The organism is Caenimonas aquaedulcis (genome assembly GCF_015831345.1).
In the GTDB taxonomy this organism is placed as follows: Bacteria; Pseudomonadota; Gammaproteobacteria; order Burkholderiales; family Burkholderiaceae_C; genus Ramlibacter; species Ramlibacter aquaedulcis.
Window position 1 is genome coordinate 1,290,719 of record NZ_JADWYS010000001.1, and the last position, 12,525, is coordinate 1,303,243.

General features: G+C 65.1%; 14 protein-coding genes. 4 read left to right on the top strand and 10 right to left on the bottom strand.

Features of this window, described 5'->3' with window-relative positions:
• The first annotated feature begins 10 nt into the window (after positions 1 to 10).
• Complete coding sequence (locus tag I5803_RS06130) at positions 11 to 829, top strand: ferritin-like domain-containing protein (protein WP_196985500.1); 819 nt, start codon at positions 11 to 13, stop codon at positions 827 to 829.
• Between the two features lie 15 nt (positions 830 to 844).
• Here I5803_RS06130 and I5803_RS06135 read toward each other — a convergent pair whose 3' ends face one another.
• Entirely contained in the window at positions 845 to 1,120 is a 276-nt protein-coding gene (locus tag I5803_RS06135; RefSeq protein WP_196985501.1) for a DUF2164 domain-containing protein, read from the bottom strand.
• Positions 1,121 to 1,218: 98 nt separating this feature from the next.
• On the opposite strand from I5803_RS06135, the gene I5803_RS06140 reads away from it, so the two are divergent.
• Positions 1,219 to 1,509: a hypothetical protein gene (locus I5803_RS06140; RefSeq protein WP_196985502.1), complete on the top strand. Its 291-nt coding sequence runs from the start codon at positions 1,219 to 1,221 to the stop codon at positions 1,507 to 1,509.
• Positions 1,510 to 1,677: 168 nt separating this feature from the next.
• Here the strand turns inward: I5803_RS06140 and I5803_RS06145 are convergent, their stop codons facing one another.
• From I5803_RS06145 to I5803_RS06180, 8 genes are all read right to left on the bottom strand, one after another.
• The gene (locus I5803_RS06145; protein ID WP_196985503.1) at positions 1,678 to 2,991 is read right to left on the bottom strand and encodes an FRG domain-containing protein; all 1,314 of its coding nucleotides are present in this window, start codon (positions 2,989 to 2,991) and stop codon (positions 1,678 to 1,680) included.
• Positions 2,992 to 3,333: 342 nt separating this feature from the next.
• A complete protein-coding gene (locus I5803_RS06150) occupies positions 3,334 to 3,615 on the bottom strand; it encodes a hypothetical protein (RefSeq protein WP_196985504.1) in 282 nt (93 codons plus the stop codon).
• Entirely contained in the window at positions 3,587 to 3,868 is a 282-nt protein-coding gene (locus I5803_RS06155) for a BrnT family toxin (protein ID WP_196985505.1), read from the bottom strand. Before I5803_RS06155 ends, I5803_RS06150 begins: the two co-directional genes overlap by 29 nt.
• Positions 3,869 to 3,919: 51 nt before the next feature.
• Positions 3,920 to 4,438 carry a GNAT family N-acetyltransferase gene (locus I5803_RS06160; protein WP_196985506.1) on the bottom strand — a complete coding sequence of 173 codons (519 nt, stop codon included), beginning with the start codon at positions 4,436 to 4,438 and terminating at the stop codon, positions 3,920 to 3,922.
• The gene (locus I5803_RS06165; RefSeq protein ID WP_231402346.1) at positions 4,438 to 5,397 is read right to left on the bottom strand and encodes a Bug family tripartite tricarboxylate transporter substrate binding protein; all 960 of its coding nucleotides are present in this window, start codon (positions 5,395 to 5,397) and stop codon (positions 4,438 to 4,440) included. The genes I5803_RS06160 and I5803_RS06165 overlap by 1 nt, the downstream gene beginning before the upstream one ends.
• A 106-nt stretch (positions 5,398 to 5,503) precedes the next feature.
• A complete protein-coding gene (locus I5803_RS06170) occupies positions 5,504 to 6,499 on the bottom strand; it encodes a Bug family tripartite tricarboxylate transporter substrate binding protein (protein WP_196985508.1) in 996 nt (331 codons plus the stop codon).
• A 37-nt stretch (positions 6,500 to 6,536) separates the two neighbouring features.
• Positions 6,537 to 7,736: a CaiB/BaiF CoA transferase family protein gene (locus I5803_RS06175; RefSeq protein ID WP_196985509.1), complete on the bottom strand. Its 1,200-nt coding sequence runs from the start codon at positions 7,734 to 7,736 to the stop codon at positions 6,537 to 6,539.
• Positions 7,733 to 8,683: a hydroxymethylglutaryl-CoA lyase gene (locus I5803_RS06180; protein ID WP_196985510.1), complete on the bottom strand. Its 951-nt coding sequence runs from the start codon at positions 8,681 to 8,683 to the stop codon at positions 7,733 to 7,735. Before I5803_RS06180 ends, I5803_RS06175 begins: the two co-directional genes overlap by 4 nt.
• 75 nt (positions 8,684 to 8,758) lie before the next feature.
• Between I5803_RS06180 and I5803_RS06185 the strand changes: the two genes are divergently transcribed.
• Positions 8,759 to 9,661 carry a LysR family transcriptional regulator gene (locus I5803_RS06185; protein WP_196985511.1) on the top strand — a complete coding sequence of 301 codons (903 nt, stop codon included), beginning with the start codon at positions 8,759 to 8,761 and terminating at the stop codon, positions 9,659 to 9,661.
• Complete coding sequence (locus tag I5803_RS06190; RefSeq protein WP_196985512.1) at positions 9,658 to 11,649, top strand: aconitase family protein; 1,992 nt, start codon at positions 9,658 to 9,660, stop codon at positions 11,647 to 11,649. The genes I5803_RS06185 and I5803_RS06190 overlap by 4 nt, the downstream gene beginning before the upstream one ends.
• Here I5803_RS06190 and xerD read toward each other — a convergent pair.
• Positions 11,634 to 12,524 carry a site-specific tyrosine recombinase XerD gene (xerD, locus tag I5803_RS06195; protein WP_196985513.1) on the bottom strand — a complete coding sequence of 297 codons (891 nt, stop codon included), beginning with the start codon at positions 12,522 to 12,524 and terminating at the stop codon, positions 11,634 to 11,636. The two genes, I5803_RS06190 and xerD, sit on opposite strands and share 16 nt — an antisense overlap.
• Between the last annotated feature and the right edge of the window lies 1 nt (position 12,525).

Consider the following 12,525-nt stretch of genomic DNA (forward strand, 5'->3'; position numbering starts at 1 on the left):
AATTGTAGGGATGGAGCTTCGCCAACGTGCGCTGCAGGTGCTCTGCATTGCCGATCCTCAGCTGAAAGCACTGCAAGCCCGCGAGCTGCAAGGCTCGGCCGCTTCGTTTTCAATAGCATCCGACCGGCCCGCCGAGCCGCGCGAGCCGATTCCGGGGCGCCCTTCCCGGCCCGAACTCATCCATCCGTCCCAGGTCGCGCGCCGCTCGCCCTTCAAGGCCGAGGGATTGGCCGCCCTGCTGCACGCGATCGCCCACATCGAATTCAACGCGATCAACCTCGCGCTGGACGCCGTGTGGCGCTTCGACGGCATGCCGGACGCCTACTACCTGGACTGGATACGCGTCGCGGGTGAAGAGGCCTTGCACTTCACCTTGCTGCGCGAGCACCTCGCCACGCTCGGTCACGCCTACGGCGACTTCGCGGCCCACGACAACCTCTGGAGCATGTGCGAGAAGACGAAGGACGATGTTGTCGCGCGCATGGCGCTGGTGCCGCGCACGCTGGAGGCGCGCGGCCTCGATGCCACGCCCCAGATCCAGGACAAGCTGCGCCGGGTGAAGACGCCGGAGGCCGATCGCGCGGTCGACATCCTGGACATCATCCTGCGCGACGAGATCGGCCATGTCGCGGTGGGCAACCACTGGTACCGCTGGCTGTGCGAACGCGAAGGGCTGGATCCTGTCGCGCACTACGACGTCGTGGCGCGGCGCTACGACGCGCCCAAACTCTACCCGCCCTTCAACGAAGCCGCCCGCAAGCAGGCCGGATTCAGCGAAGAAGAACTGCGCGCCTTGAGTTCCTCCCCCGGCGCGGGCGCGCCGGGCTAAGGGGCAGGCCGGCGTTCACTTCCTGCCCTTCTTGCCGGCATCGAATTTGCGCCAATACTGGAACGGGTCCTCGTGGTGCTCGATGTCCAGCTCGGACACCCGCGCTTGCAGCCGCTCCTGGACGTCGGCGACGGCCTGGTTGTAGATCAAGGGGCCGATCTCTTCGACAAAGAAATTCAGCAGCGCCCCGGCGGCTATGTTGCCGATGCGTTCATCCATGTTCTCCTGGAAGTAGCGTTCGATGGATTGGATGGCCTGCGGCCGAAGGTCCTTGGGAATTTCGACAGTCATGAGAATGATCGTACGACGGAACCCGCCGCCTTCCACCCCGACCAGCGCCTCTCCCCCGCTGCGGCCGAGTGATACTGACGCATTTTGGAGAGAAACTCATGGCTAATGATCAGTCAGCCGCGATCATGGCGGCGCAGGAATTTCTAACTGACGTTGTGCGGGCCAATGCTACCGCGGTGGCAGCGATCACAAGCGTCATAATTCTTCATCAAAAGAGCGCAAACTTTAATACGCGTTCGGCGGCGGACGCAATTGTGCACCTCAAGTCGAAAGTGCCCGCAAAATCCCGAAATGAAGAAGCAATTAGGGCCGTGTATGACACGTTCCTTGCCGCCCTTCGGAACAAGCCAGAGGAATCCCCGGCTGTGATTCCGTTCGGTTCTGTATAAAGGAGGCTCGGACCGGTGGATCAGATGCTTTTCCACCTCCAAGACAACAAAGTATCAGTCGGACGTACTGAATCGTAGTGCGCTCCGAATGTGAATTCAGCGCGCACATCGGCCTTTTCGTCTCCTCTAAAGAAAGCGAGAGCGTCCAGCTTCCCGCAGTTGGTAATCCTAAACATGTTTTTGGGGGTCTTGAAATGCGAATTTCTGCGCGATGTATTTCGCAGAGTTCTCAATGTAGGGGAACACAGTGCTTTCGTTGATATTTAGTTGGTCCAACTGCTTTAATACGCCGCTCTTGTTCATCACCGCGATGCGTTGCACAGCAATTTCGGTATTACCACCCTCATCTAAGGTGACGTCGTAGCCGAATAGAAGAAACGCGCCTGACTGAAAGGCAATGCGGTTGTTAGTGTGCTTTCCCTTCACACACACGATAGAACGGAGGTGACCTGGGTCTAGACGAGGTTCAAAGAACGGTTTCTCTTCTTTGATGAAATGAAGGAGTTGTTTTAAGGACTGCTGCTTATTAAATTTTCGAACCTCTAAGCTACTGAAATCTAATTCGTCCTTCGACGTCTTGGGCAGCCTGGTTAGGTTCGCGAGGCAGCTGGCAGTGTCTGAATCAAAGTACTTGATCTTCTGGCGGTCTATCGAGAAGACTATGACTTCGCCGTCCTGGTCGAGGTTGCTCTTACAGGCAAAGTACAAAGCAATCAGAGGGTTTGAAGTGATGTCGAGCAAACGCGTCGGCAACGAGTAGTGCTGCATTCTCACAAGCCGGTCCAAGGTATAGACATCCCCCTGAAAGTCAATTGAATTGGAAACTAACAGCTCACGATACATGCGGTCTTCGGCATCCCTGTATATGTAGTTGCCATGCTCGTCCCTCCGAAAGATCGACGGTTCGAGACGGTATTTGGTCCGGTTGGAGTGACCGCGATAAAAAACCTCCCTTCCACCGTGATTCAGGCTTAGGACGTGTCCAATGAACGCCCCGACTGTATCGGCCTGGAACGAAGCCTTAGCGGGCGGCGGCAAGTCCGCCTTTACAACTCTTAGCGAAACCACGGCTGGTTGGCCGATGCCCGCATCGGCCAATACTTGATATAGGTCTTCGTCCTTGATTGCCCAATGCGTACGATTGAGTTCCCAGTTTCGAATGTCGAGCGCAGTTTGTAGCGGCTTGATAGCTTCGAATGGGATCGGCGGAACAGCGGGATCGATCTCAGGAACCACAAAAAGCAGCCGACCATCGTTTCTCAACTTGACGCTTTTCAAACGGCCGACTCGCATCGCTTCGCTTGTACCTTCATATGCGAAGAGGCAAGGCATATCCAATAATGCCTTAAGCTGCGCTGCCTTTAGCTCACGAAAGCTTGCAGCAATGTCGTCGCTAGTGAACTCGAGGAACCTACCGCGTTCATATTCGTAACCTGGTTGTTCCCAGGCTCCATCAAGTGACGTAACCAAAAAATTGAACATTTGCCGGTATAAGTGCGTTTTAAGCAACGTAGAGCAATAGACTCACCACTGAGCGTAGGCAAGCGAGCCGCAACTCCAGCATCGGACTCGCGACGATTGTGCTCATATTGTTGATCAAGATGCTCAATCTCGCACGCGCCGAATGTGGTGTCTTATGGAAGGCAAGAAAAGCATTGATCGGCGGGTGCAGTTCACCTCATTGAAGGCGATCACCTTTTAGCCAGGCCGCTCCAGCCGTCGCAAAAGTAAGCGGCCAGCACGCAATGGGCAGTGCTTAACTTCGACGAAATCGCCGGGGCACCTGAATTCATTCAGGCGCTTAATTCACCACTCAAACCGCAGCTATGCCGCGGCGCGCTTGCGCGTTTTTGGACTCGGCCGCGCGTTCGCTGGCCGTTCCTGTGCTTCCACATAAGCGTCAAGGAGCCGGCGAATCATTCGCTGGTACTGCGTATGGTGTTTGGAGGCTTCATATTTGAAAAAATCCACGCTCTTCCTGCTCAGCGCGAGAGTCACCTTGACTCCCTCTTCCCGGAACGCCAACTCGGAGGGCGGCGGCAGGAAGTCGGGAATGACCTCCATGGCCCCCATCGGCTCATCGGTGTAAGTGATTTTCTTTTTCATAAACTGCCTTTCCTTTGCGCCAGAATCCGGCGCCGATGATTCGGATCACACCCTTTCGATACGTGAAGCGGACAGTGAGGACACCGCCTGTGACCTTCCCCAGGCAATAAAAGCGCTCTTCGACCCTGCTGTGATCCAGATCCTTGGTGATGACGCGATGCGGATCGGCGAATGCGAACTGGGCTTCGAAGAAGGAGACATGGTGCTTGGCCAGGTTCGCCGCATTCTTCCCGTCGTCCCACTCAAAGTTCATGCCTCGAGTTTAACGCAATCCCATATTTTCAACCATACGCATGTATGGCTTTCATGGCTGATGCACGTACACCTCCGCCGGGCTCCCCAGCAAGTCCGTCGACCCCTCCCCGACCGCCCCCAGCGCCAGCGCCAACTTGATCGAAGCTGCGTTCGGCGGCCGGATGAGGCTGATCACGCGATCGCGCTTCAGGGTTGCGTACGCGATCTCCAGCGCGGTGGCCGCCGCTTCGCGCGCATAACCCTGCCCCCAATACTCGCGCCCGAGCATCCACCCCAGTTCGAAGCCAGGCCAGCCCGGTACGTCGATGTACCCCGCATGCCCGATCACCCCCGTGCCGGGCAGGTCGATGGCCCAGATGCCGTAGCCCAGCATCTCCCAGTGGCCGAGCAGCGCCGACATGCTGCGCCACGCCATCTCGGGCGTGCTCACCACGCCCGTGCCCATGTAGCGCATCACCTCCGGGTCGGCGCTGAACCTCGCGTAACGCGCATGGTCCGCGAGGACGAAGGGACGCAGCAGCAACCGCTGCGTCCGGACCTCGCGCGGCGCGAGATATTGGCCGCCCACTATTCCGCCTTGGCGCCCGATTCCTTCACCGCCTTGGACCACTTGTCGGTCTCCATGCGGTGCAGCGCCCAGAACTCCTCGGGCGTGCCGGGAATCGGCACGCCGCCCAGGTTCGCGAGCTTCACCTTCATCTCCGGGTCCGCGAGGGCGGCGTTGAGCTCGCGGTTCATGCGCGCGATCGCGGCCGGCGGCGTGCCTTTGGGCATGGCGATGCCGAACCACGCGCTCGCTTCGTACCCGGGCACGGTCTCCGCGATCGCCGGCACGTCGGGCAGCGTCGGCGAGCGCTGCGCCGTGGTCACGCCCAGCGGGCGCACCGCGCCCGAGCGGATGTGCGCGATGATGGACGGCATGTTGTCGAAGATCACGTCGACCTGGCCGGCGATGAGGTCCACCGTCGCCGGGCCCGCGCCCTTGTAGGGGATGTGCTTCATCTGGATGCCGGCCATCGACTTGAAGATCTCGCCCGAGAGGTGCACCGACGTGCCCGAGCCGGACGACGCCATGTTCACCTTGTCGGGGTTCTTCTTCGCGTAGTCGATGAACTCCGCCACCGTCTTCGCGGGGAAATTCTTCGTCACCGTCATCACGTTCGGCACGCGGATGATCCCGCCCACCGGCGCGAGGTCGTTCAGGACGTTGAAGCCCAGGTTGGGGTACAGCGTCGCGTTGATCGCATTCGCCGGGTTGACCAGCAGCATGGTGTAGCCGTCCGCGGGCGCGCGCACCACCATCTCGGTGCCGATGTTGTTGCCGCCGCCGGGACGGTTCTCGATCACCACCGTCTGGCCGAGTTTCGTCCCGAGGTACTGGCCCACCAGCCGCGCCAGGATGTCCGTGGTGCCGGCCGGCGTGTACGGCACGATGAAGCGGATGGGCTTGGTCGGATAGTCGCCCTGCGCCTGCGCGCCGAACACGCTGCCGAGCAGCAGCAAAGCCCCGATGAATCTAGCCGGCATTCGCATCGCACGCTCCTGGTTGAAGAAGCACGCAAGCTACAGGCAAGGCTGCCGCGGCGTCAATCGGGGGCTCTACCCCTGCGCTTTCGACTTACTGCGCGAAAGCTTACTGGGGCTCGATGCCGGCCTTCTTCACCAGCGCCGCATACTTCGTGAGTTCGCGCCTGAAGGCCACCTGCGCCTGCTCGGGGGTGCCGATGTTGATGGTGTTGCCCTGCTTGGCCATCGTTTCCTTGACGGCCGGGTCGGCGAAGGCGGCAGTGATGGCGTCGTGCGCCTTCTTCACCGCGGCGGCGCTCATGCCCTTGGGGCCGATCACCGCGAACCACGCTTCCATCGTGTAGTTGGGCAGGCCCTGCTCCACGAAGGTCGGGATGTCCGGCGCGGCCGGCGTGCGCTGGCCGGCGCACACGCCGATGGCGCGCAGCTGGCCGGCCTTGATCTGGCTCTGCACGCTGGGCAGCGCGGCCACGCCGAATTCCACCTGGCCGCCGATGAGGTCGGTGACCATCGGGCCCACGCCCTTGTACGGGATGTGCTTGGCCGTGACGCCCGCCTCTTCCAGGAACATTTCCGAGGCGAGGTGCAGGATCGTGCCCGTGCCGCCGGAGGCAAAGTTGAGCTGGCCCGGCTTGCTCTTGAGCAGCGCGATGAATTCTTTCGCGTTCGTCGCCGGCACCTTGGCCGGGTTCACCACCATCACCATCGGCGTCGCGCCGACCACCGCGATCGGCGTGAAGTCGCCGGGCATGTCGAAGGGCAGCGTCTTGATCACGCTCGGGAAGATGACGACGTTGTTCGACACCACGGACAAGGTGTTGCCGTCCGGTGCGGAGCGCGCGAGCTGCTGCAGCCCCACGATGCCGCCCGCGCCCGGCTGGTTGTCCACGATGACGGTGGCGCCCAGCGCCTTCTGCAATGCGGGTTGCGCGGCGCGCGTGATGGCGTCGACGCCCGAGCCGGTGGCGTTCGGCAGGATGAAGCGCACGGTGCCCGATTGCGCGAAGGCAGGCATCGCACTGGCGAGCCCGGCGGCGGCGAGTGCGCCCAGGGCCTGGCGCCTGGTGAAATTTAGCTCGTCAGATGATGTCTTGCGTTGCATTGTCTTGTCTCCTAAAACCAGTTGTGCATGCGGCCCGTCAGGCGGCGACGCCCTGGGCGATGAGTTCGTCGATCTCGCTGGCGGCGAAGCCCGCCGTCGCCAGCAGTTCCCGGCTGTGCTGGCCCATCCGCGGCGGGTCCATCCGCACGCCCAGGCGCTGCCCGGCCATCGTGATCGGAAAGAGCGTCGTCTTCACCTTCTCGCCCGCTTTGGGGCCGTCGGGCAGCGTCACGTCGGCCAGGCCGCCGGTCGCGAGCAGGTGCTCGTCATCGTACAGGTCTTCGGGCTTGCGGATCGGCGCGAAGGGCAATCCCGCCTTCTCCATCGACGATGCCAGCTCGGCCGCGCTGCGATGCGCGATGCGCTCCGCGATCGCCTTCAAGAGGCGCGGCCGCTCCACGACGCGCAGGTTGTTGGTGGCGAGCGAAGGCTCCGCCTTCAGGTCGGCGAACCCCAGCGCGTCGCAGAAGGTGAGCCACTGCGCATCGCTCACCGCCGCGAGGAAGATCTGTTCGCCATCCTTGACGGTGAAGACGTCGTACACCGCCCAGGGGTTGTCGCGCGCGGGCATGGGCGCCGGGTGCTTGCCCGTCATCGCGAACTGCAGCATGTGCTGCCCCATGAGGAACACGTTGTTCTCGAACAGGGCCGACTGCACTTCCATACCTTGGCCGGTGATGCCGCGCTGGATCAGCGCGCCCAGCACGCCGATCGCCCCGAAGAGCCCGCCCATGATGTCGTTCACGCTCGTGCCGGCGCGCAAGGGGTCGCCGGGGCGGCCTGTCATGTACGCGAGCCCGCCCATCATCTGCACCACCTCGTCGAGCGCCGTGCGGTGGTCGTACGGACCGGGCAGGAAGCCCTTGTGGCTCGCGTAGATGATGCGCGGGTTCGCCTTGCTGAGCGATGCGTAGTCGAGCCCGTACTTCGCCATCGTGTCCGGCTTGAAGTTCTCGGCGACGACATCGGCAGTGGCGCACAGCTTGCGCGCCGCCTCGGCACCGCGCGGGTCGTGCAGGTCGATGCCGATGCTCTTCTTGTTGCGGTTGAACATGGGGAAGAAGCCGGAGCCCGCGCCAAGCAGGCGGCGCGTGCGGTCGCCGTCGATCGGCTCGACCTTGATCACTTCCGCGCCCATGTCCGCGAGCACCATGCCGCAGGTCGGCCCCATCACCATGTGCGTGAACTCGACGACGCGCAGGCCGGCCAGGGGTTGGGGTGCGGTGGTGCCGGTCATGCGAATTCCTTCATCGTCTTCGGGAGCCCGGCGCGCCACAGCGAGCCGTGCAGTGTTTCCCCGGCGAGCCAGCCCGCCAGCCGTGCGCGCAGCGCGAGCAGCGCGTCGAAGTCCTGGCCCGTCGCGATGCCCATGCTCGCGAGCATGTAGGCGAGGTCTTCGGTCGCGACATTCCCGCTCGCGCCGGGCGCATGCGGGCAGCCGCCGATCCCGCCCAGGCAGGCGTCGAAGCGGCTCACGCCCAGCTCGAGCGCGGCGTAGACGTTGGCCAGGCCCAGGCCCCGCGTGTCGTGGAAGTGCCCGCAGTTGAGCCTGTCGCCCGCGATGGGCAGCGTGAGCTCGAACATCTCCCGCACCATCGCCGGGTCGGCGTAGCCCACCGTGTCGGCGAGGCTCACGCGGTCCACGCCCGTGTCCAGCACCGCCTTCACCAGGCGGACGACTTCGGACGGCTCGACCCGGCCCTGGATCGTGCAGCCGAACGCGGTGCTGATCCCGACTTCGATGAGCGTGCCGGACCCCGCGGCGTCCCGCGCCGCGCGGATGCGCGCGATGTCCGCCACCACCTCGTCCGGCGCCTTGCGCAGGTTCGCGAGGCTGTGCGCGTGGCTTGCGGACAGCGGCACGAGCATCAGGCAGGCACTCTCCGCGATCGCCCGCTCCGCGCCCTTGAGGTTGGGCACGAGCACGGAGGCCTGCAGCCCGGGCAGCGTCTTCGCGAAGGCGAGCACCTCGGCGGTGTCCGCGAGTTGCGGCAGCAGGCGGGCGGGCACGAAGGAGCCCACCTCGATCTCGCGTTGCCCGGCCTCGTAGGCCGCCCGGATCCACTCGATCTTGTGGGCCGTGGGCATCACGGCGGCAATGCTCTGCAGGCCATCGCGCAGGCCCATCTCGCGGATGATCCCCACGCGCGGGAGGGACCGGGGCCGAAGGGATTGTTCTTGCATGCCCCGGAGTTTAGAATTTCCAACTGGAAACTTTATGGAAATATCGGAACGCATAACGTTCCAATCCGGAATATCTTGCGCGACCTCGACCTCACCACCCTGCGGCTCTTCGTGAGCGTCTGCGAAACGGGCAACATCGCCCGCGCCGGCGAACGCGCCAACATCGTCGGCTCCGCGATCAGCAAGCGGCTCGCGCAACTCGAGGACACGGTCGGCACGCCGCTGCTCGCGCGCAAGCGCCACGGGGTGCAGCCCACCGCCGCGGGCCAGACGCTGCTGGAGCACGCCCGCGCCATGCTCGACGGCGCCGCGCGCATCGAGCACGACATGCTCGGCTATGCCGCCGGCCTGCGCGGGCAGGTGCGCATCCTCGCCTCCGTGTCCGCCATGGCCGAATCGCTCGCGGACGACGTCGCGTCCTTCCTGCAACTCCCCGCGCACGGGAAGATCCAGGTGGACATGGAGGAACGCGTCAGCCCGGAGATCGTGCGGGGCGTGCGCGACGGCACGGCGTCGCTCGGCGTGTGCTGGGACGCGGCCGAGATCGGCGAGCTGCAATCGCGCCCCTACCGCAGCGACCACCTGTGCATGGTGCTGCCGGCGGGCCACCCGCTCGGCAGGCGCAAGACCTTGCGGTTCGAGGAAACGCTGGACTGGGAGCACGTGAGCCTGCCCGTCAACAGCGCGGTGCAGGTCATGCTGCAGCGCGAGGCCGCGCGGCTCTGCCGCAGCCTCATCCACCGCGTGATCGTCACCAACTTCGAGGCCGCGCTGCGCGTGGTGCGCGCGGGCCTGGCCGTGAGCCTCGTGCCGCGCGAAGTGGCCGAGGTCTACGCCGCGTCCTACGGCCTGCGTATCGTGCCGCTGGCCGAGCCCTGGGCGCAGCGGCGCTTCATCATCTGCTTTCGCGACGCGAAAGCGCTCTCGCCATCGGCGCAACTGCTCGTCGACCACCTCGCCTCGCGGCAGCACGCATGACCGAATCCACACCCACGCTCTCGCTCGGCCCCGCGCCGCGCCTCCTGTTCCTCTGCGAAGACCCGGCGCTCGTGCAGGCGCAGTTGCAGGGCACGCAGCTCGCCCCCGCATCCGCCGGACGCCTGCGCGACGACATCTCCACCGACGAGATCACGCCCGTGAAGATCATGTCGCACTACGACAGGCAGCTCGCCCGCTTCGTGTACACCGGCTTCGAGGCGGGCGCGCAGTGGCCGATCGGCATCGGCGCTGTTCATGCGCAGGGCTTCCAGGTCACCGTCGGGGGGCGCCGCTACGGCAAGGGGTCGTCGCGCGAACACAGCCCGGCGGCGGAGCGCCATGCCGGCATCCGGCTCGTGATCGCGGAAAGCTTCGAGCGGATCTACCGCCAGAACGCGGACAACATCGGCCTCCTCACCTCCACCGACATGGGCCTGGTCGCGCGCATCCAGGCGGGCGAGGACATCGCCATCGAGGAACTGCTCGCGGGGCGCGACGAACTCGCGCAGTCCATCGTGCGCAGCGGCGGCCTCCTGCGCTTCGGGCAACGCTTCCTGGCCGGCGGCACTTCCACGCGGCCGGACACGGCACCAGCCGTCGGGCCGCGAACGCTCGCCGAAAAGATCATCGCGCGCCACCTGCTGCGCACGCCCGTGACGCCGCCTTCCCCCGCGCCGGGCGAAGGCGCCTTCGTGCGCGCGGACCATCGGTTCATCCACGAGTACTACACCGGCATGGCCTCCGTGATGCTGGACGAGGCGCTGGGCTCGTCGTATGCGCTGCACGACCCGGCCTCCATCATCGTGTTCGAAGACCACACGTCCTATGTCGGGGAGAGCCCCGCGCACCAGGGCGAAATGGTCGTGAACATGCAGGCGATGTGCCGAGCGCAGCGCGACTTCATCGCGCGGCACGGCCTGCGCCATCACCGCACGCTCACCGAGGCCGAGGCCGCCCTGGACGACGGCAGCAACGTCGCCGGCATTTCGCACGCGATGATGGCGGAGCACTACGCGCTGCCGGGGCAGGTGGTCGTCGGGACGGATTCGCACACGCCGCACAGCGGCGCGCTGGGCTGCCTCGCGTTCGGTGTGGGCACCACCGACATGGCGAACGCCTTCGTCACGGGTGCCGTGCGGCTCACCCTGCCGCAGTCGCTTCGCATCGAGCTCGAGGGCGTGCTGCCGCGCGGCGTCACCGCCAAGGACGTGGTGCTGCACCTGCTGGCGCTGCCGGACATCCGCGCGGGCGCAGGCGTCGGCAAGGTGTTCGAGTTCGCGGGCCCGGCGATCCGCGCGATGACGACCGACGAGCGCGCGACGCTCACCAACATGACGGCGGAACTCGGCGGGTTCACCGGCATCGTCGAGCCGGACGAGGAGACCGTGCGCTTCATCAGGGAGCGGCGCGGCGTGGATGTCGTCCTCGAAGCATGGATGCACAGCGATGCGGGCGCGGCCTACGCGCAAACCATCGCGCTCGATTGCAGCGCGCTCACGCCCATGGTCGCGCGGCCCGGCGACCCCGGCAACGGCGTGCCTCTGGGCGAAGTGGCCCCGCGCGAACGCATCCAGATCGCCTACGGCGGCTCGTGCACCGCCGGCAAGCGCGAGGACTTCGACCACTACCACGAGGTGCTCTCCTGGGCCGCAGCGCGCGGCCTGCGCGTGCCGGACGAGGTGACGCTCTACCTGCAGTTCGGCACGACCGCCGTGCGCGACTACTGCATCGCCAAGGGCTACATGGCCGCCTTCGAACAGGTGGGCGCGCGCATGCTGCAGCCGTCGTGCGGCGCGTGCGCGAATTGCGGACCGGGGTCGTCGACGTCCCCGCAGCAAGTGACGATCAGCGCCATCAACCGCAATTTCCCCGGGCGCTCCGGGCCGGGCCAGGTGTGGCTAGGCAGCCCGCCCACTGTCGCCGCGAGCGCGATCGCCGGGCAGATCGTCTCCTTCGAGGAATTGAAGCAGCGCTATCCGCGCGGATGATGCTGCGCGTGCAGCTGCTTCAGCCGCTCCCGCGCGACGTGCGTGTAGATCGTCGTGGTGGAGATGTCCGCGTGCCCGAGCAGCATCTGCACCGCGCGCAGGTCGGCACCGTGATTGAGCAGGTGCGTGGCGAATGCGTGCCGCAGCGTGTGCGGTGACAGCGGCGACGTGATGCCCGCCGTGGCCGCGGCCTTCTTCACGATCACCCAGAACATGACGCGCGTCATGCCCTGCCCGCGCGCCGTCACGAAGAGATCGTCGCTCTGCTGGCCGCCCAGGATCACGGGCCGGGCTTCCGCCAAGTAACGCGTGATCCAGTCGCGCGCGACCTGGCCGAAGGGAACGAGCCGCTCCTTGCTGCCCTTGCCCAGCACGCGCAGCACGCCTTCGTTCATGCCGACGTTGAAGGTTTTCAGCCCGACAAGCTCGCTCACGCGCAGCCCGCTCGCATACATGAGCTCCAGCATCGTGCGGTCGCGCAAGCCGAGGGGCGTGTCCACGTCCGGCGCATCCAGCAGCGATTCCACCTGCGCCTCGGTCAGGGTCTTGGGAACGCGCAGGGCCTGCTTCGCCGATTCGAGGCGGAGCGTCGGGTCGGCGGTGATGAGGCGCTCGCGCAGCGCCCAGCGGAAATAGCGCTTGAGCACCGTGAGGCGGCGGTTCGCGGTGGTGGCCTTGCTCGCGCCGTGGCGCGCCGCGAAATATCCGTTCAGGTCGGACTCCGCCGAACTGTCGATGCCGCGCCCCTTGGCGCCGAGCCATTCCGAATAGAGCGTGAGATCGCGCCGGTACGCCGCGAGCGTGTTGCGCGACAGCCCGTCTTCCAGCCAGAGGGCGTCGATGAAGGCGTCGATGTGGGGTGAAGCGTCGGGCATC

Bases quoted from the DNA above. Each gene is read 5' to 3' on its own strand.
- I5803_RS06150 (WP_196985504.1), bottom strand. From the start codon at position 3,615: ATGAAAAAGAAAATCACTTACACCGATGAGCCGATGGGGGCCATGGAG.
- I5803_RS06145 (WP_196985503.1), bottom strand. From the start codon at position 2,991: ATGTTCAATTTTTTGGTTACGTCACTTGATGGAGCCTGGGAACAACCA.
- I5803_RS06165 (WP_231402346.1), bottom strand. From the start codon at position 5,397: ATGCCGGCTAGATTCATCGGGGCTTTGCTGCTGCTCGGCAGCGTGTTC.
- I5803_RS06180 (WP_196985510.1), bottom strand. From the start codon at position 8,683: ATGCAAGAACAATCCCTTCGGCCCCGGTCCCTCCCGCGCGTGGGGATC.
- I5803_RS06135 (WP_196985501.1), bottom strand. From the start codon at position 1,120: ATGACTGTCGAAATTCCCAAGGACCTTCGGCCGCAGGCCATCCAATCC.
- I5803_RS06130 (WP_196985500.1), top strand. From the start codon at position 11: ATGGAGCTTCGCCAACGTGCGCTGCAGGTGCTCTGCATTGCCGATCCT.
- I5803_RS06140 (WP_196985502.1), top strand. From the start codon at position 1,219: ATGGCTAATGATCAGTCAGCCGCGATCATGGCGGCGCAGGAATTTCTA.
- I5803_RS06170 (WP_196985508.1), bottom strand. From the start codon at position 6,499: ATGCAACGCAAGACATCATCTGACGAGCTAAATTTCACCAGGCGCCAG.
- I5803_RS06175 (WP_196985509.1), bottom strand. From the start codon at position 7,736: ATGACCGGCACCACCGCACCCCAACCCCTGGCCGGCCTGCGCGTCGTC.
- I5803_RS06155 (WP_196985505.1), bottom strand. From the start codon at position 3,868: ATGAACTTTGAGTGGGACGACGGGAAGAATGCGGCGAACCTGGCCAAG.
- I5803_RS06190 (WP_196985512.1), top strand. From the start codon at position 9,658: ATGACCGAATCCACACCCACGCTCTCGCTCGGCCCCGCGCCGCGCCTC.
- xerD (WP_196985513.1), bottom strand. From the start codon at position 12,524: ATGCCCGACGCTTCACCCCACATCGACGCCTTCATCGACGCCCTCTGG.